Origin of the sequence: Pseudomonas sp. BF-R-01, assembly GCF_019946615.1 — a bacterium.
Classification (GTDB): domain Bacteria; phylum Pseudomonadota; class Gammaproteobacteria; order Pseudomonadales; family Pseudomonadaceae; genus Aquipseudomonas; species Aquipseudomonas migulae.
Window position 1 is genome coordinate 101326 of sequence record NZ_JAGYFX010000006.1, and the last position, 17536, is coordinate 118861.

Genomic DNA, 17536 nt, shown 5'->3' on the forward strand with positions numbered 1-17536 from the left:
TTAAGCGTCCGTCAGGGCAGAAATCACCAGATCGCAACTGCGCTGGCAATACGCGGTCAGCACGGTGCGAATCAGCGCATGGTCACGGGCGATCACGGCCGCGAGCAAGCGTTCGAACAGTTCCAGATACTCGCTCATCGAGGCCTTGCGCTGCTCCAGGGCGAGGAAGTACGCACGGCTCATGGCCGGTTGCAGATTCTCGACGGTTTCCTGCAAGTACGGGTTGTTGGCAAACCCGTACGTGGCGCGCATCACATTGAAACTGTCGTCGACGAAGGCATGGATGTCCTGGCGCTCGTAGCTCGCGGTCAGGCGCTGCTGGATCTGCACGAACGGCGCCAGGTCGGCCTGGACTTGCCAGCCAGTGGCCACGGCATTGGCGAGCAGGATGTACATCTCGCCCATCAGCGCGCACAGGCTCTGCACCTTGTGGGCGGTGAGTTCGGTCACATGCGCGCCGCGTCGCGGCAGGATCGCGATCAGGTGGCGACGCTCGAGGATCAGCAAGGCTTCGCGGACCGAGCCGCGGCTGACATTGAGGGCCAGCGTGACCTTCTGTTCCTGGATGCGCTCCCCGGGCTTCATTTCGCCACGAATGATGCGTTCGGCGAGGTGGTGAGCAATTTGCTCGGCGAGGCTGTCCGGCGCCTTGAACGTCATGGGTGTCCTTCAAATTCTTCGATCTGTACAAGCGGCGCAGTGTAGCGCACATGAGGGGTCATGGCGGAGTGCCCACTCGGCGGTTTTTGGCACGAATCCCGCAAAAAGCAGGCTAACCCGCAAGGGTCAATAATGAAGGAACGAGTCGTTGATCGACAAAATGCTATTTCCTGACCTTTAAGTCAGAAAATCATTGACCGCAAAGTCAGACCTGATAAATTCGGTCCAAGTCGGTTAACAACAATAATGAGTCTGCGAGGCCTTCCGTGATCCAGTTTTTACTTAACCAGGAACTCCGTAGCGAGCACGCCCTGGACCCAAACCTGACCGTGCTCAATTATCTGCGCGACCATGTGGGCAAACCCGGCACCAAAGAAGGTTGCGCCAGCGGTGACTGCGGCGCCTGCACCGTGGTGGTCGGCGAGTTGCAAACGGATGACGATGGCCGCGAACACATTCGCTATCGCAGCCTCAACTCGTGCCTGACGTTCGTTTCGTCGCTGCATGGCAAACAACTGATCAGCGTCGAAGACCTCAAGCACCAAGGCGAACTGCACAGCGTGCAGAAAGCCATGGTCGAGTGCCACGGCTCGCAATGCGGCTTCTGCACCCCCGGTTTCGTGATGTCGCTGTTCGCGCTGCAAAAGAACAGCGAACAACCGGACTCGCATAAAGCGCACGAAGCACTGGCCGGCAACCTCTGCCGCTGCACCGGCTATCGGCCGATTCTGCAAGCTGCCGAGCAATCCTGCTGCGGCAAGCAACCCGATCAATTCGACGCTCGCGAAGCCGAGACCATTGCACGTCTGAAGGCCATCGCGCCGACCGATATCGGCGAACTCAACAGCGGCGACAAGCGCTGCCTGGTGCCGCTGACCGTCGCCGATCTGGCCGACCTCTACGACGCTTATCCACAGGCCCGGCTACTGGCCGGCGGTACGGACCTGGCGCTGGAAGTCACGCAGTTCCACCGCACGCTGCCGGTGATGATTTACGTCGGCAACGTCGCCGAGATGAAGCGCATCGAACGCTTTGACGATCGCCTGGAAATCGGCGCCGCCACCGCCCTCTCCGATTGCTATGAAGCCTTGAACGCCGAGTACCCGGACTTCGGCGAATTGCTGCATCGCTTCGCTTCGTTGCAGATCCGCAACCAGGGCACCCTCGGCGGCAACATTGGCAACGCCTCGCCGATCGGTGACTCGCCACCGCTGCTGATCGCCTTGGGCGCGCAGATTGTGCTGTGCAAGGGCGAAACCCGCCGCACCCTGGCCCTGGAAGATTACTTCATCGATTACCGCGTCACGGCGCGTCAGGAAAGCGAGTTCATCGAGAAGATCATCGTGCCGCGTGCCAGCGCCGAACAACTGTTCCGTGCGTACAAGGTTTCCAAGCGTCTGGACGATGACATTTCCGCCGTTTGCGCCGCCTTCAACATCCGCCTGGAAAACGGTGTGATCGCCGACGCACGCGTTGCCTTCGGCGGCATGGCTGCCATCCCCAAACGCGCCGCCAACTGCGAAGCCGTGTTACTCGGTTCACCGTTCAACAACGCCACCGTCGAACGCGCCTGCGCCGCACTGGCCGAAGATTTCACGCCGCTCTCGGACTTCCGCGCCAGCAAGGAATACCGCCTGCTCAGTGCACAAAACCTGCTGCGCAAATACTTCATTGAACTGCAAACGCCGCACATCGAGACTCGGGTGACCGCTTATGTCTAATCATCACGCTGTAGAGAAGACCCAAGCCGAACTGGCTGAACTGTTCGCCAAGGACCTGACCACCGGCGTCGGCCGCAGCGTCAAGCACGACAGCGCTGCCAAGCACGTGTCCGGTGAAGCGCAGTACATCGACGACCGCCTGGAGTTTCCGAACCAGCTGCACGTTTACGCACGGCTGTCGGACCGCGCCCACGCTAAAATCATCAGCATCGACACCAAGCCTTGCTACGCCTTCGAAGGCGTGCGCATCGCCATCACCCACGAAGACGTGCCGGGGCTGAAAGACATCGGCCCGCTGATGCCCGGTGATCCGTTGCTGGCCATCGACACCGTGCAGTTCGTCGGTCAGGTGGTACTGGCCGTTGCCGCTCGTGACTTGGAGACCGCACGCAAAGCCGCCATGGCCGCAGTGATCGAATACGAAGACCTGGAACCGGTGCTGGACGTGGTCGAGGCCTTTCGCAAGAAGCATTTCGTGCTGGACAGTCACACCCATGAACGTGGTGATTCAGCGGGCGCGTTGACGACAGCGAAAAATCGTATCCAGGGCACGCTGCACATTGGCGGCCAGGAGCACTTCTACCTCGAAACGCAGATCTCGTCGGTAATGCCCACCGAAGACGGCGGGATGATCGTCTACTGCTCCACGCAGAACCCCACCGAAGTGCAGAAACTGGTGGCGGAAGTGCTGGACGTGTCGATGAACAAAATCGTCGTTGACATGCGCCGCATGGGCGGTGGTTTTGGTGGTAAGGAAACCCAGGCAGCGAGCCCGGCCTGCCTGTGCGCGGTGATTGCGCACCTGACCGGCCAACCGACCAAAATGCGCTTGCCGCGTGTCGAAGACATGCTGATGACCGGCAAGCGTCACCCGTTCTATGTCGAGTACGACGTGGGCTTTGACGACAGCGGGCGCCTGCACGGCATCCAGCTGGAACTGGCGGGTAACTGCGGCTGCTCGCCGGACCTGTCGAACTCGATTGTCGACCGTGCGATGTTCCACGCCGACAACTCGTACTACCTCGGCGATGCAACAATCAACGGTCACCGCTGCAAGACCAACACCGCGTCGAACACCGCTTACCGTGGCTTCGGCGGCCCGCAAGGCATGGTCGCCATCGAAGAAGTGATGGACGCGATTGCCCGGCATCTGGCCCTCGACCCGCTGGCGGTGCGCAAGGCCAACTACTACGGCAAGACCGAGCGCAACGTCACCCATTACTACCAGACCGTCGAGCACAACATGCTCGAGGAAATGACCGCCGAACTGGAAGAAAGCAGCCAGTACGCCGAGCGCCGCGAAGCGATTCGCCGCTACAACGCCAACAGCCCGATCCTGAAAAAAGGCCTGGCGCTGACCCCGGTGAAATTCGGTATTTCCTTCACCGCCAGTTTCCTCAACCAGGCCGGTGCGCTGGTGCACGTCTACACCGACGGCAGCATCCACCTGAACCACGGCGGCACGGAAATGGGCCAGGGCTTGAACACCAAAGTCGCGCAGGTCGTGGCCGAAGTGTTCCAGGTGGAAATGGACCGCGTGCAGATCACCGCGACCAACACCGACAAGGTGCCGAACACCTCGCCGACCGCCGCCTCCAGCGGTGCTGACTTGAACGGCAAAGCTGCGCAAAACGCGGCAGAAATCATCAAGAAACGCCTGGTGGAATTTGCTGCGCGCCAGTACAAGGTCAGCGAAGAAGACGTGGAATTCCACAACGGTCATGTGCGGGTTCGCGATCACATCCTGACGTTCGAAGCGCTGATCCAGCAGGCGTATTTCGCTCAGGTCTCGCTGTCGAGCACCGGCTTCTACAAGACCCCGAAAATCTTCTACGACCGCAGCCAGGCACGTGGTCGGCCGTTCTACTACTACGCGTTCGGCGCGGCGTGCTGCGAAGTGATCGTCGATACGCTGACCGGCGAGTACAAAATGCTGCGCACCGACATTCTCCACGACGTCGGCGCCTCGCTGAACCCGGCCATCGACATCGGTCAGGTCGAGGGCGGTTTCATCCAGGGCATGGGCTGGCTGACCATGGAAGAACTGGTCTGGAATGCCAAGGGCAAACTGATGACCAACGGCCCGGCGAGCTACAAGATTCCGGCGGTGGCCGACATGCCGCTGGACCTGCGGGTGAAGCTGGTGGAAAACCGCAAGAACCCGGAAGACACGGTGTTCCATTCCAAGGCTGTGGGCGAGCCGCCGTTCATGCTCGGCATCGCGTCGTGGTGTGCGATCAAGGACGCCGTGGCGAGTCTGGGTGATTACAAACATCAACCGAAAATCGATGCGCCGGCGACGCCGGAGCGGGTGTTGTGGGGCTGTGAGCAGATGCGGCAGTTGAAGGCGGCGAAGGCCGTTGAAACTGAAACCGAGTTGGCTTCGCTCTAAGACCGAGGCGCGGCCAATCGCTAGCAGGCTAGCTCCCACAGGGGAATGCGATCAACTGTGGGAGCTAGCCTGCTAGCGATGAGGCCCGGATAGACAACAGAAATGTTGAGGTGAATATGTACAACTGGATCGACGCCCTCGCCGACCTGCAAAACCGCGGTGAACCCTGCGTGTTGGTGACCATCATCGAAGAGCTCGGCTCGACGCCGCGCAATGCCGGTTCGAAAATGGTCATCAGCGCCAGCCAGACCTTCGACACCATCGGTGGCGGGCATCTGGAATACAAGGCCATGCAGATCGGCCGCGAAATGCTCGCCAGCGGCAAGCAGGACACGCACCTGGAGCGCTTCAGCCTCGGCGCCAGCCTCGGCCAGTGCTGCGGCGGCGTGACCGTGCTGCTGTTCGAACCGATGGGCCAGGTCCAGGCGCAGATCGCCGTGTTCGGCGCCGGCCATGTCGGTCGCGCACTGGTGCCGCTGCTCGCCAGCCTGCCCTGCCGGGTGCGCTGGATCGATTCGCGGGAAGATGAATTCCCTGAACAGATCCCCCACGGCGTGCGCAAAATCGTCGCCGAAGAGCCGGTGGATGAAATCGATGACCTGCCCGCCGGCAGCTACTGCATCGTCATGACCCACAACCACCAGCTCGACCTCGAACTCACCGCCGCGATCCTCAAGCGCAACGACTTCGCCTACTTCGGCCTGATCGGTTCGAAAACCAAACGGGTGAAGTTCGAACATCGCCTGCGCGACCGTGGTTTTGACAACAGCGTGCTGCAACGCATGCGCTGCCCGATGGGCCTCGGCGAAGTCAAAGGCAAATTGCCTGTGGAAATCGCCATCTCCATCGCCGGCGAAATCATCGCCACCTATAACGCGAATTTCGGCCAGCACACCGCCAGCGCCGGATCGTCGATTGCCAAATTGCTGCCTGCTTCACGCCGCAGCCAAGCCTCTAATTGAGAACGCCCATGCCTCTGACTCGCAAAGCCTACCGCGCCGCCATCCTGCACAGCATCGCCGACCCCGCTGAAGTGGGGATCGAAGCCTCGTACGAGTATTTCGAAGACGGTTTGCTGGTGGTCGATAACGGCCAGATCAGCGCGCTCGGTCACGCCAGCGAATTGCTGCCAACCCTGCCCGCCGATATCGAGATCACTCATTATCAGGACGCGCTGATCACCCCCGGTTTCATCGACACCCACATCCATTTGCCGCAAACCGGCATGGTCGGCGCCTACGGCGAGCAGTTGCTGGACTGGCTCAACACTTACACCTTCCCGTGTGAAAGCCAGTTCGCCGACAAGACTCACGCCGACGAAGTCGCAGACATTTTCATCAAGGAACTGCTGCGCAACGGCACCACCACTGCGCTGGTGTTCGGCAGCGTGCACCCGCAATCGGTGAACTCGTTCTTCGAAGCGGCTGAACAGCTGGACCTGCGGATGATCGCCGGCAAGGTGATGATGGACCGCAACGCGCCGGACTACCTGACCGACACCGCCGAATCCAGCTACGTCGAAAGCAAGGCGCTGATCGAGCGCTGGCACGGCAAGGGTCGCTTGCACTACGCCGTCACGCCGCGTTTCGCCCCGACCAGCACCCCGGAACAACTGACCCTCGCCGGTCAGTTGCTGAATGAATATCCGGACCTGTACATGCAGACCCACATCAGCGAAAACCTCAAGGAAATCGAGTGGGTCAAGGAACTGTTCCCGGAGCGCAAAGGCTACCTGGACGTCTACGATCACTACCAGTTGCTCGGCGAGCGCTCGGTCTTCGCCCACGGTGTGCACCTGTGCGATGACGAATGCGCGCGATTGGCAGAAACCGGCTCGGCCATCTCGTTCTGCCCGACTTCGAACTTCTTCCTCGGCAGCGGCCTGTTCAACCTGCCGATGGCCGAGAAGCACAAACTCAATGTCGGCATCGGCACCGATGTGGGTGGCGGCACCAGTTTCTCGCTGCTACAAACGTTGAACGAGGCGTACAAGGTCATGCAACTTCAAGGGGCACGACTGAGCCCGTTCAAATCGTTGTACCTGGCGACGCTGGGCGGCGCACGGGCACTGCGGCTGGAAGACAAGATCGGCACACTGCAACCGGGCACCGACGCGGACTTCCTGGTGCTGGATTACAACGCCACGCCGTTGCTGAGCTACCGCTTGAAGCAGGCGAACAACATTGCCGAGACGTTGTTTGTGTTGATGACGCTGGGGGATGACCGGACGGTGTTGCAGACGTATGCGGCGGGGAATCAGGTGCATCAGCGATAGGGTTTTTCGGGCATAAAAAAATCCCCCGCAATCGATGGTTGCGGGGGATTTTTATTGGCCTTGAGGTCGCCTTCGCGGGCAAGCCTCGCTCCTACAGGTACAGCGTAAACCCCGTAGGAGCGAGGCTTGCCCGCGAAGGCAGCAACTCGGTATATCAGATTTTCGCTGGCGAACGCCCTGGCTTCTTGGTCTGCAACAAATGCGAGAACACCGCATGCAAATCATCCGACGCGCTTTCTTCGTCGAGGTTGAGTTTGCTGTCGATGTGGTCCATGTGATGCATCATCAGGTTCACCGCCAGCTCACCGTTGCGCGCTTCGATCGCGTCGATCAGTTGGGTGTGTTCGTCATAGGAACAGTGCGAACGGTTACCGCTTTCGTACTGCGCGATGATCAACGAAGTCTGGGACACCAGGCTGCGCTGGAAGCTGATCAGCGGTGCATTCTTCGCCGCTTCGGCCAGTTTCAGGTGGAATTCGCCCGACAGACGAATGCCGGCACCGCGATCGCCACGAGAGAAGCTGTCGCGCTCGTCGTTGACCATCTGCCGCAATTCGGCGATCTGCTCGGCGGTGGCGTGCTGCACGGCCAGTTCAGTGATCGCGCGCTCGACCAGACGCCGGGCGAGGAACACCTGGCGCGCCTCCTCGACACTCGGGCTGGCAACCACGGCGCCGCGATTCGGCCGCAACAGCACGACGCCTTCATGGGCCAGGCGCGACAGCGCGCGGCGAATGATGGTGCGACTGACCCCGAAAATTTCCCCCAGCGCTTCTTCGCTCAACTTGGTGCCGGGCGCCAGGCGCTGTTCGAGGATGGCCTCGAAGATATGCGCGTAGACAATATCGTCCTGGGTACCGCTGCGGCCGGCTTTGCCTGCTCGCGGTTGTTTCTTGAGGGGTTGCAACTGTTCGTTCATGGGCACTCGAGTCGGGAGAACTGCGGCGAATTGACCGTGACTGTAATACGGCACAGTGGGTCGCTGGCAAGTATCGCGTAAAAAACACCGCGATTGTACACAATGGATGGTGGCAACACGACTGTACGGCTGTTTGTCGCCTTTGCTGTATCGCAACGATTGCTTACGTTTGAGTTTAGGCTTATCCGCAGAATCCGCAGCCCAATGCGCTCCTACATTGGGTTTTGTGTTGCTTTGGGTATTTTCGTACGTATTAAGGAACACCGTTGTCATGAACGACGCCACGCACACGCAGCTCCGCCCATTGGCGGACACGTCCCCTTCCGCCATCGTCGCCGGGTTCATCGCGATGATGACCGGCTACACCAGCTCCCTGGTGCTGATGTTCCAGGCCGGGCAAGCGGCAGGCCTGACCAGCGGGCAGATTTCGTCGTGGATCTGGGCGATTTCCATTGGCATGGCGGTGTGTTCGATTGGCCTGTCCCTGCGTTATCGCACGCCGATCACCATCGCGTGGTCGACACCCGGCGCGGCGTTGCTGATCACCAGCCTGGGCGGCGTGAGCTACGGCGAAGCCATTGGCGCCTACATGACCTGCGCGGTGCTGGTCACCGTGTGTGGCTTGACCGGCAGCTTCGAACGCCTGGTGAAGAAGATTCCAGCCTCATTGGCCGCCGCGTTGCTGGCCGGGATTCTGTTCAAGATCGGCAGCGAAATTTTCGTCGCCGCTCAACATCGCACCGCGCTGGTGCTGGGTATGTTTTTCACCTACCTGGTGGTCAAGCGCCTGTCGCCGCGCTACGCGGTACTCGCTGCGCTACTGATCGGTACGGCGCTGTCAGGGGTCATGGGGCTGCTGGATTTCAGCGCGTTTCACCTGGAAGTGGCGACGCCGGTCTGGACCACGCCGCACTTCTCCCTGGCCGCGACCATCAGCATCGGCATTCCGCTGTTCGTGGTGGCGATGACCTCGCAGAACATGCCGGGCATTGCCGTGCTGCGCGCCGACGGTTACACCGTGCCGGCCTCGCCGCTGATTACTACGACGGGCATCGCCTCGCTGCTGCTGGCGCCGTTCGGTTCCCACGGGATCAACCTGGCCGCCATCAGCGCGGCGATCTGCACCGGGCCGCATGCCCACGAAGACCGCAACAAGCGTTACACGGCCGCCGTGTGGTGCGGGGTTTTCTACGGGATCGCCGGGGTATTCGGCGCGACGCTGGCGGCGTTGTTTGCCGCGCTGCCCAAAGAACTGGTGCTGTCGATTGCGGCGCTGGCGTTGTTCGGCTCGATCATCAATGGCTTGAGCATTGCGATGGCCGAAGTGAAGGAACGCGAAGCGGCGCTGATCACCTTTATGGTCACGGCGTCGGGGTTGACGCTGTTTTCCGTGGGTTCGGCGTTCTGGGGGATTGTGGCGGGGGTGTTGACGCTGGTGATTCTGAATTGGCGCAAGGCTGCTTGATACACACAGTCCCCTGTAGGAGCGAGCCTGCTCGCGATGGACGTTAACGATTACGCGGGGAATCTGATACCCCGCGGTGCTCTGAAGTCCATCGCGAGCAGGCTCGCTCCCACAGGGGAGCGGGCGGTGGTTTCTGACAGGCATAAAAAAACGGCGACCCTTGGGTCGCCGCTTCTTTTATGACATCAAGCTACCGGATTGATCGGCTTTTCCGGGTACCAGACGTCGATCAGCGGGCTGACGGTGACTTCAGTCAGTTCGCTGCGGCCTTTGAGCCAGGCTTCAACAGCTGCACGCTGCTCTTCGGACACCGAGCCACGTTTCTGCAGGCAAACCAGACCGAAGTCGTCGCCGCCAACATAGCCCAGACCGTTGGCTTCCATGGCTTCTTTCAGGAACGCGTCGAGGAAAGCATCAATGGCTTCATCAGCCAAATCTTCTTTGAAATCCAGGTTCAGCTCGAAACCCAGCTCTTGAAATTCATCGACGCACAGTTTTTTGCGCAGACGCTGGGAACGGTTAGTCGCCATTGGAACAATCCTCATAAGTAATAACGGGCGGCACTTTAGCAGTTTAAGCCGCCAATTGCCCGACTCTCTGGGCGCAACGCGTTACCGCCGGTAAAAAAATAGCGGATTAGAAGGCGCGGGCACGGCACAAGCCGCTACACCTTGGGGCATAATGCCGACACTTTCATGACCACTGAGGGAAATTATCTTCATGCCCTCGTCTTTTTTCCCCTCGGCTGTAGGGTTTTATTTCAGATGATCAAATCTTTGCGTCCACTGCTGCTGGCCAGTCTTCTTCTCCCGCTGGCCCTCCCCGTTTCCGCCGCCACCATCAACACTGCGCTGTCGCCCAACGTCGAAAAAGCCCTCAAGGCCAGCAAGCTGCAGGACAACGCCCTGTCGCTGGTGATGATCCCGCTCAACGGTCCTGGCACCCCGACCATTTTCAACGCTGACGTTTCGGTCAACCCGGCGTCCACCATGAAACTGGTGACCACCTATGCAGCGCTGGAAATGCTCGGCCCGAACCACCAGTGGAAAACCGAGTTCTACACCGACGGCACCCTCAGCGGCGGCATTCTCAACGGCAACCTCTACCTCAAGGGTGGCGGCGATCCGAAGCTGAACATGGAAAAACTCTGGCTGCTGATGCGCGACCTGCGGGCCAACGGCGTGACGCAAGTCACCGGCGACCTGGTGCTGGATCGTGGCTTCTTCGTGCAACCGCAACTGCCGGAGTTCAACGATGACGGCAATGACGAGAACAAACCGTTCCTGGTCAAACCCGATTCGCTGCTGGTCAACCTCAAGGCCCTGCGCTTCGTCGCGCGCAACGACAACGGCCGTGTGCTGATCTCGGTAGAGCCGCCGATTGCCAGCATCCGCATCGAAAACCAGGTCAAGGCCGTCAACGGCAAGCAATGCACCGGTGGCGTGCGTTACAACCCGGTAACCCAGGCCGACGGCAGCGTCACCGTGACCGTCGGCGGGCAGTTGGGCGACGGCTGCAGCTCGCAGACTTACCTGTCGCTGCTCGACCACGCGACGTACACCGCCGGTGCCGTCCGGGCGATCTGGAAGGAACTGGGCGGCAGCATTCAGGGCAGGGACGTTCTGGCGCCCACGCCGAAAGACGCCAAGGTCCTGGCTCGCGCCTTCTCGCCGGACCTGGCGGAAGTCATCCGCGACATCAATAAATACAGTAACAACACCATGGCGCAGCAGCTGTTCCTGAGCCTGGGCCAGAAATTCCGCACCGACGCCGACGCCGATGACGCAAAAGCGGCCCAGCGCGTGGTGCGTCAGTGGCTGGCGAAGAAAGGCATTACCGCGCCGCACCTGGTGATGGAAAACGGTTCCGGCCTGTCCCGCGCAGAACGCGTGAGCGCCCGTGAAATGGCGGCGATGCTGCAAGCCGCGTGGCATAGCCCGTACGCTGCCGAGTTCATCAGTTCGATGCCGATTGCCGGCACCGACGGCACCATGCGCAAACGCCTGAAGACCACCGCGATGCGCGGCGAAGCCCACGTCAAGACCGGCACCCTGAACACCGTCCGCGCGATCTCCGGCTTCAGCCGCGACGTCAATGGCAACACCTGGGCGGTGGTGGCGATCCTCAACGACAAGGCCCCGTTTGGCGCATCGTCGGTGCTGGATCAGGTGCTGCTGGACCTGTATCGCCAGCCGAAACTGCCGGATACCGCTTCAGTGTTGTAAGCACACCTCAAATCCAATGTGGGAGCTAGCCTGCTAGCGATAGCGGTGTGTCAGTCGGCACATGTATTGACTGACACACCGCTATCGCTAGCAGGCTAGCTCCCACAGGGGGTTGTGTGTAGCCCCGACTTAACCCAACTCCCCCTGAACCCGATCCCGTCCCGCCTGTTTCGCCGCATACACCCCCGAGTCCGCCCGCAGCAGCAACGCATCCGCGCCCTCGTCGACGCGCCAACTGGCAATGCCGAAACTCGCCGTGACGACCCCGACATCGTCGATCGGTGAACTGCGCAAGCCCTGCCACAACTCCAGCGCCAGCCCATAGGCTTGTTCGCCATCGATGTCCGGGCAGAGCACCATGAACTCTTCACCGCCCAGGCGACAGAACACATCGGTGCGACGCAGGCGATTGCCGATGCGCTCGCACACCGCCTGCAACACCCGATCACCCACGGCGTGGCCATGCTGGTCATTGATGCGTTTGAAATGGTCGATGTCGAGCATGATCACCGACAACTCGCCGCCACCGCGTTCCACACGAACCATCTCGGTGGTCAGGCGCTCCTGGAAGTAGCGCCGGTTGTGGATCCCGGTCAGCGAGTCGGTGATCGACAGCGCCCGCAGCTCTTCTTCGACGCGCTTGAGGTCGGAGATGTCCGAGATATAGCCATGCCAGAGCACGCCGCCGCCGGGCAGTTCCTCCGGGGTCGCTTCGCCACGGACCCAGCGTACCCCTCGCGTTGGCAACTGCACGCGGTACTCTTCGCGCCACGGGCTGAGCGTGTCCGCCGACGCCCGGATCGAAGCGCGGACCCGGGTGGTGTCCTGGGGGTGAATCCGGGTGAAAATCGCTTCGGCATTGAGCAACAAGACATCCGGCTCGAGCTCGTAGATATCGCGGATGCCGTCGCTGGCGTAGATCACACTGAAGCGCCCGTCGAATTCCATCTTGAACTGGTAAATCCCGCCGGGCACATGGGCGCTGAGTTTCTTCAAGAGCAAATCCCGTGCGGCGAGCGCTTCATACACGCGCTTGCGCTCGGTGACGTCGATGCAGATCGCCAGGTGCCCGACCCACAAACCTTGCTCGTCGAGCACCGGGGTCGCCAGCATGTTCACCGTCAAATGGCTGCCATCGCCACGCACCAGCGTCCACTCCCGCGCCTCGTGACCGCCCTCCTCGCCGCCCTCGACCAACATCGCCTGGCAGGTCGGAATCGGTTTGCCATAACGTGCACTCAACTCGGCCGAACGCGCGGCAAGTTCCCGGGGCAGGTGCAGGTTTTCCAGGGTCATGTGCCCCACCACTTCCACGCTTGAGTAGCCGAGCATCTGCTCCGCCCCGGCGTTGAACGTGCTGATGACGCCGCGCAGGTCGGTGGCGATGATCGCCACCTGGGTCGCGGCATTCAATACGCCACGCAGTTGACCATGGGTACCGCGCAGCTCCTGCTCTCGGGCGCGCAACTCCTGGGTCCGCTGCTCGACCATTTTCAGCGCACGTTGCCGCTGACTGACCAACACATAAAGCAGTGAGCTGAGCAGCAGACTGAGCAACCCGCCCAGCACCACCAGGCTGCTGACCGAAGAGTGGTTGGCTTGCAGGAAGGCCTCGCTGGGCTGGATGTCGACCTGATAGTCATGGTCGGCCAGCCGCAGCAGCCGGGTCGCGGACAACTCACTGACGGCAGGGCCGTTGGGCGATTCGTAAAGCACTTCGTGCTGATCGTCGATGGACAGGTCGAGGATTCGCACTGACAGATAATCACGGCCCGCTTCCGGCAAGCCATCGGCCAGCAACTGCCGCATGCTGATCACCGCCATCACATAACCGTAAGGTTTCGTGTCTGGACTTTTGCGTGGCATGACCGGCGCCACCAGCAACACGCCCCGTGCATAAGCCGGCTCGATAGCGACAAGATGCATCGGCTGCGACACCGCCATCTGGCCATGCTGGTCCGCCCGGTCCAGGGTGGCACGGCGCAGGGGCTGCGCGGCCAGATCGTAGCCCAACGGTGAGCCGAGCTTGCTCTGGGTCTGGCTGTACAGCACCGCGACATACTCATCGCGCTCCGCCGCCAATTGCAGCTGACCGTCGGCATTGAGCTCACGAATGTTGAAATCGGGTACCCCCTCTTTCCGCACCCGACGCTCAAACTCCGCCCGCTCGGCACGGCTGACCCGCAGGGCGAACGAATAGGCCTGAGTCCGGTGCAGCAAAGGTTGGGTGTAACCGTCGAATTCCTCGCGGGCAACCGAATCGGAATTGACAAAGAACCGGCGCAGGCCATCGAGGCGCTGCTCCTGATCTTCGAAGCGTTCTTCGATACGGCTGTAACGTTCACTGGCCAGCAGTTGGAAACGTTGCCGCAATTGTTGGTGAAACAGATTCAGGGTCGACCAGGCGAGCAACCCGGTGAGAACCCCGCCGACGACCAATACAAACAGCGCGACCAGCCAGGCCGAGACGTCTTCACTGATAAAACCCAGGATCTTTGGGCGCACGGCGTGCAACGACATAGAGGCAACTCAAAACGCCAGGTGCCGGAAAAGCCCATTGGCCATGCGATGAGTTATAGCTATTAGCCATCAATTTGACCAGCACTGAAAGAAGCCAAGAGCCTTTAAAAATCAAGGCTCTGTGGATCCAATGCAAAAAACTGTCAACGCGCAGTGATTTTCCAGGCCCGGTGGATCTTGCCGTTGCGGGCGAAGTCCGGATCGATGGTCTGGGTCGTGATCTCCTCGACCGCGTAACGCTCGGTGAGGTTTTCCTCGAGCGCGAACTTGCGGAAGTTGTTGGAGAAGTACAACACGCCACCCGGCGCCAGTCGCGCCATGGCCAGGTCGATCAACTGCACCTGATCGCGCTGCACGTCGAAGATCCCTTCCATGCGCTTGGAGTTGGAGAAGGTCGGCGGGTCGATGAAGATCAGGTCGAACTCGTCACGGCAGGCATCCAGCCAGACCATCACGTCGCTCTGCTCCAGACGGTTCTTGTCGGAGAAACCGTTCAGCGACAGGTTGCGACGCGCCCAGTCGAGGTAGGTTTTCGACAAGTCGACGCTGGTGGTGCTGCGCGCGCCGCCCTTGGCTGCGTGGACGCTGGCCGTCGCGGTGTAGCAATACAGATTGAGGAAGCGCTTGCCGGCCGCCTCTTTCTGGATGCGCATGCGCATTGGCCGGTGGTCGAGGAACAGCCCGGTGTCGAGGTAGTCGGTGAGGTTGACCAGCAGCTTCACGCCGCCTTCGTTGACCTCGACGAACTTGCCTTGCGCCGCCTGGCGTTCGTACTGCTTGGTGCCGCTCTGACGCTCGCGACGCTTGACCACTACGCGGTTCTTGTCGATGTTCAACGCCTGTGGAATGGCTGCCAGAGCATCGAACATGCGCGCCGAGGCTTTTTCCGGGTCGATGGATTTCGGCGCGGCGTATTCCTGGACGTGGACCCAATCCTGATACAGGTCGATGGCCATCGAGTATTCCGGCATGTCGGCATCGTAGACGCGATAGCAGTCGATGCCTTCACGCTTGACCCACTTGCCCAGCGCCTTGAGGTTCTTTTGCAGGCGGTTGGCAAACATTTGCCCGCCTTCGCTCAAACGCGGTTGCTCGATCACCGGAGCGGGTGCCGCGGCCGGTTTGATCGGGTTACCGTTTTTGTTGTACTGGCGTTCCTGCGGCTCGTTCGGCGCCTGATCGTATTCCGCCTGTTCGCGCTCGACCTGACGCTGTTCCGGGGTGCGACGCTCGCCGGTGACGAACTGATCCGGCGTGACCTTGATCAGCAGCAGCTTGCACGGCAACGCGCCGTTCCAGAACGAATACTGTTTGTGGCTGCGGATGCCCATGCGCTTGCCCAGGTCCGGCGCGCCGGTGAACACCGCCGCTTCCCAGTTCAGGCAGGCCTGACGCAGACGCTCGCCGAGGTTCTGGTAGAGGTAGAGCAAGCTCGCCTCGTCGCCCAGACGCTCGCCGTACGGTGGGTTGCAGATCACCAGACCTTTCTGGTTCTGGTCCGGACGCGGCTCGAAGGTGCCGACTTCGCCCTGGTAGATCTTGATCCACTCGCTCAGGCCGGCACGCTCGACGTTGTTGCGGCCCGGTTGAATCAGGCGCGGGTCGGCTTCGTAACCGCGAATCCACAGCGGTGGCTTGGCCAGACCGGCCGCAGCGCGCTCGGTGGCTTCTTCGTGAAGTTTTTTCCACAGCGCCGGCACGTGGCCAAGCCACGCGGTGAAGCCCCACTGCTCGCGACGCAGGTTCGGTGCCATATCGGCGGCGATCATCGCCGCTTCGACGAGGAACGTACCAACACCGCACATCGGGTCAGCCAGCGCGCCGCCGTCGGCAGCAATGCGCGGCCAGCCGGAACGGATCAGGATGGCGGCCGCGAGGTTTTCCTTCAGCGGCGCCGCGCCTTGCTGCAGGCGGTAACCGCGCTGGTGCAGGCTGTGCCCGGAGAGGTCGAGGGACAGGATCGCTTCGCCACGGTCCAGGCGCAGGTGAATGCGCAGGTCCGGGTTGAGCTTGTCGATGGACGGACGGTCGCCCTGCGGGGTACGCAGTTTGTCGACGATGGCGTCTTTGACTTTCAGGGCGCCGAAGTGCGTGTTATCGATGCCCGAACCGTGACCGCTGAACTCGACGGCCAGGGTGCCGTCGTTGAGCATGTGGTCTTGCCACTCGATATCGAGCACGCCGTGATACAGGTCTTCGGCGTCCTTCATCGGGAAACGCTTGAGCACCAGCAGCACCCGGTTCGCCAGACGCGACCACAGGCACAGGCGATAAGCGGTTTCCATGGTCGCCATGCCGCGCACGGCAGAGGTGTGCTCACGCGCTTCTTCAAGGCCAAGCCCGACGGCTTCCTCGATGAGCAGGCCTTCGAGGCCTTTGGGGCAAGTGAGGAAGATTTCGAATTGATCGGACATTGGAATTTCAGAGCCTTTGGCTAAGTGAACCGACAACGCATTGCCGGCCCGGTTTTCAATCAGGCGCTTTTCTAAAAGAGCGCCCGCGTGGCACGAAGGTGTGCCGTCCCACCCGTGCTGCTCAGGTTAGAAGAGCTTAGATGCACGGGCAGATAAAAAAGTTGATGCAACAAAATGTCATAACTCGACCCTTCGTCGAATAATGCCCGAGACCAACGCGAGGCATTCTCACTAAAGGATTAACCCCATCATCCTGCGGGGGGCCGATCATACAGGGCTTTGGCTAATAAACACGGGACAAACATCGTGTTACTTATGGCCATAGCATCTTTATGGTTACGTCCTTATGACAAAACGATCATTCCCTCGATGTGACGCATTGGTTAGAACTCAATACAGGTTGGCGCCACAACGGACGTCAACACCTTGGCTCGCCACGCCGGCAGCGAGCCCCCCAACGGCAGACATTTCTGCCAGACCTCGATTGAGGTCAACGCGATACATACAGTCAACAAGTGAGGGCAACACCCTATGAGAAGACTTAAGCGTGATCCGTTGGAAAGAGCATTTTTGCGCGGATATCAATATGGCGTTGGTGGCAAATCCCGTGAGCTTTGCCCATTTACTCTACCGTCAGTACGCCAAGCCTGGATTAACGGCTGGCGAGAAGGACGCGGCGACAACTGGGACGGTATGACCGGCACTGCGGGAATCCATAGACTCAACGAACTTCACGCCGTCGGCTAACACAGGGCACACACTCCGACACGACAACCTGATTACGTAACGACTTACCACGCACGCCCCATCCGGGCGGCGGGCTTCGGCCCAGGGGCTCCTTCAAGGGGCCCTTTTTTATGCCTGCTCTTCGGCCAGACACAACCCCTGTAGGAGCCGGCTTGCCGGCGATGGCGTCCTATCAGGCGATACATGTGTCGCTGACCC

At 60.7% G+C, this 17536-nt stretch carries 12 protein-coding genes; 7 read left to right on the forward strand and 5 right to left on the reverse strand.

Features of this window, described 5'->3' with window-relative positions; genetic code table 11:
- The gene (locus tag KGB27_RS04585) at window positions 1-660 is read right to left on the reverse strand and encodes a GntR family transcriptional regulator (protein WP_008037757.1); all 660 of its coding nucleotides are present in this window, start codon (window positions 658-660) and stop codon (window positions 1-3) included.
- Window positions 661-926: 266 nt separating this feature from the next.
- Here KGB27_RS04585 and xdhA point away from each other — a divergent pair, with 266 nt between their 5' ends.
- From xdhA to guaD, 4 genes are all read left to right on the forward strand, one after another.
- Window positions 927-2381 (forward strand): xanthine dehydrogenase small subunit, encoded by a 1455-nt coding sequence (gene xdhA / locus KGB27_RS04590; protein ID WP_008037760.1) that lies wholly within the window; start codon window positions 927-929, stop codon window positions 2379-2381.
- Complete coding sequence (gene xdhB / locus KGB27_RS04595; protein ID WP_192416913.1) at window positions 2374-4773, forward strand: xanthine dehydrogenase molybdopterin binding subunit; 2400 nt, start codon at window positions 2374-2376, stop codon at window positions 4771-4773. Before xdhA ends, xdhB begins: the two co-directional genes overlap by 8 nt.
- Window positions 4774-4889: 116 nt before the next feature.
- Window positions 4890-5735, forward strand: a complete 846-nt coding sequence (gene xdhC / locus KGB27_RS04600) for a xanthine dehydrogenase accessory protein XdhC (protein ID WP_223553320.1) — start codon at window positions 4890-4892, stop codon at window positions 5733-5735.
- A gap of 8 nt (window positions 5736-5743) precedes the next feature.
- The gene (gene guaD, locus KGB27_RS04605; protein WP_223553323.1) at window positions 5744-7048 is read left to right on the forward strand and encodes a guanine deaminase; all 1305 of its coding nucleotides are present in this window, start codon (window positions 5744-5746) and stop codon (window positions 7046-7048) included.
- A 154-nt stretch (window positions 7049-7202) separates the two neighbouring features.
- Here guaD and KGB27_RS04610 read toward each other — a convergent pair whose 3' ends face one another.
- Window positions 7203-7967 carry a GntR family transcriptional regulator gene (locus KGB27_RS04610; protein ID WP_008027375.1) on the reverse strand — a complete coding sequence of 255 codons (765 nt, stop codon included), beginning with the start codon at window positions 7965-7967 and terminating at the stop codon, window positions 7203-7205.
- 271 nt (window positions 7968-8238) lie between these two features.
- Between KGB27_RS04610 and KGB27_RS04615 the strand changes: the two genes are divergently transcribed.
- Window positions 8239-9432 (forward strand): benzoate/H(+) symporter BenE family transporter, encoded by a 1194-nt coding sequence (locus tag KGB27_RS04615; protein WP_223553326.1) that lies wholly within the window; start codon window positions 8239-8241, stop codon window positions 9430-9432.
- Window positions 9433-9617: 185 nt separating this feature from the next.
- On the opposite strand, the gene KGB27_RS04620 is transcribed toward KGB27_RS04615, so the two are convergent.
- The gene (locus KGB27_RS04620) at window positions 9618-9962 is read right to left on the reverse strand and encodes a YggL family protein (RefSeq protein WP_008027379.1); all 345 of its coding nucleotides are present in this window, start codon (window positions 9960-9962) and stop codon (window positions 9618-9620) included.
- Window positions 9963-10196: 234 nt separating this feature from the next.
- Here KGB27_RS04620 and dacB point away from each other — a divergent pair, with 234 nt between their 5' ends.
- Window positions 10197-11657: a D-alanyl-D-alanine carboxypeptidase/D-alanyl-D-alanine-endopeptidase gene (gene dacB / locus KGB27_RS04625; protein WP_223415720.1), complete on the forward strand. Its 1461-nt coding sequence runs from the start codon at window positions 10197-10199 to the stop codon at window positions 11655-11657.
- Window positions 11658-11786: 129 nt separating this feature from the next.
- Here the strand turns inward: dacB and KGB27_RS04630 are convergent, their stop codons facing one another.
- Together KGB27_RS04630 and rlmKL are read right to left on the reverse strand one after the other, a co-directional pair.
- Window positions 11787-14177: a GGDEF domain-containing protein gene (locus KGB27_RS04630; RefSeq protein WP_223553329.1), complete on the reverse strand. Its 2391-nt coding sequence runs from the start codon at window positions 14175-14177 to the stop codon at window positions 11787-11789.
- Window positions 14178-14320: 143 nt separating this feature from the next.
- Window positions 14321-16591: a bifunctional 23S rRNA (guanine(2069)-N(7))-methyltransferase RlmK/23S rRNA (guanine(2445)-N(2))-methyltransferase RlmL gene (gene rlmKL / locus KGB27_RS04635; RefSeq protein WP_008027386.1), complete on the reverse strand. Its 2271-nt coding sequence runs from the start codon at window positions 16589-16591 to the stop codon at window positions 14321-14323.
- A gap of 531 nt (window positions 16592-17122) precedes the next feature.
- Here rlmKL and rmf point away from each other — a divergent pair.
- Entirely contained in the window at window positions 17123-17338 is a 216-nt protein-coding gene (gene rmf, locus KGB27_RS04640) for a ribosome modulation factor (protein WP_003223300.1), read from the forward strand.
- Window positions 17339-17536: the final 198 nt, after the last annotated feature.

Bases quoted from the DNA above. Each gene is read 5' to 3' on its own strand.
- rmf (WP_003223300.1), top strand. From the start codon at position 17,123: ATGAGAAGACTTAAGCGTGATCCGTTGGAAAGAGCATTTTTGCGCGGA.
- guaD (WP_223553323.1), top strand. From the start codon at position 5,744: ATGCCTCTGACTCGCAAAGCCTACCGCGCCGCCATCCTGCACAGCATC.
- KGB27_RS04620 (WP_008027379.1), bottom strand. From the start codon at position 9,962: ATGGCGACTAACCGTTCCCAGCGTCTGCGCAAAAAACTGTGCGTCGAT.
- KGB27_RS04610 (WP_008027375.1), bottom strand. From the start codon at position 7,967: ATGAACGAACAGTTGCAACCCCTCAAGAAACAACCGCGAGCAGGCAAA.
- xdhC (WP_223553320.1), top strand. From the start codon at position 4,890: ATGTACAACTGGATCGACGCCCTCGCCGACCTGCAAAACCGCGGTGAA.
- dacB (WP_223415720.1), top strand. From the start codon at position 10,197: ATGATCAAATCTTTGCGTCCACTGCTGCTGGCCAGTCTTCTTCTCCCG.
- KGB27_RS04630 (WP_223553329.1), bottom strand. From the start codon at position 14,177: ATGTCGTTGCACGCCGTGCGCCCAAAGATCCTGGGTTTTATCAGTGAA.
- rlmKL (WP_008027386.1), bottom strand. From the start codon at position 16,591: ATGTCCGATCAATTCGAAATCTTCCTCACTTGCCCCAAAGGCCTCGAA.
- xdhB (WP_192416913.1), top strand. From the start codon at position 2,374: ATGTCTAATCATCACGCTGTAGAGAAGACCCAAGCCGAACTGGCTGAA.
- KGB27_RS04615 (WP_223553326.1), top strand. From the start codon at position 8,239: ATGAACGACGCCACGCACACGCAGCTCCGCCCATTGGCGGACACGTCC.
- KGB27_RS04585 (WP_008037757.1), bottom strand. From the start codon at position 660: ATGACGTTCAAGGCGCCGGACAGCCTCGCCGAGCAAATTGCTCACCAC.